This window comes from Synechococcus lacustris str. Tous (genome assembly GCF_003011125.1).
Taxonomy (GTDB): domain Bacteria; phylum Cyanobacteriota; class Cyanobacteriia; order PCC-6307; family Cyanobiaceae; genus Synechococcus_D; species Synechococcus_D lacustris.
In genome coordinates this window covers 1-649 of sequence record NZ_PXVC01000289.1, presented here as the reverse complement: position 1 = coordinate 649, position 649 = coordinate 1, and the positions used below count along the sequence as shown (strand labels likewise).

Here is a 649-nt window from a genome sequence, read left to right as displayed (position 1 = left end):
GCCTGAGACCTCTGGATGCTTGGCACTAGAGCAACGGGCAGGCATGCGGCGGAGGGCGTGGGCTGCCCTGGGAGGGCCCTGGTGGAGGTCACACTGCGGTTGTCTGCGCATGCAGCTCAGCAGCGTTCTTGCAGCAGTCTGACCCCTGACATCGGTTTCAGCATCCTTTCACTTTATATATATTAAAAAATTTTTGCATTTCAAAGTGCTAAATATAAAATCGTGCTTCACTCGCATCGCAAAAATCAGTTCTAATTTTAATATATTTGCAATGAAAATCTATTGCCTTAACTTGCAGTAACAAGTCATTTTAGTTTGCACTAATAACCCCTTAATTCACTTGATCCATCCCCTTAAATTCCTTCAGCAAAGCCCGATTCAGCTTGTTATTACAGCTAATCAGCAACTGCGGGTAGATACTGCCATCTTTATAAGGTGCATATGCAGCAGCGCAAACAGCTTTGCTTGCTTCTTGCCATTGCTGATAAATGGCGGTTGGCAATTTGCTATTTAAATATTTAGTTGATTTCTCTAATTGCACTCCAGAGCAATAGCGCATCTCCACAGTGGTTTCACCAGGGCAGTTGAGTTTGGTTGGTTGGGCCCTAGCAGCAGTAGATGGCAGCAGCAACAGGCCTAGTAGCAATAG

The 649-nt window shown here is 45.3% G+C and carries 1 protein-coding gene; it reads right to left on the bottom strand.

Annotated features, from left to right (window positions below):
• Positions 1-331 precede the first annotated feature (331 nt).
• On the bottom strand, positions 332-649 hold a 318-nt coding region (locus C7K08_RS14985; protein WP_106501212.1), incomplete at its 5' end, for a lysozyme inhibitor LprI family protein.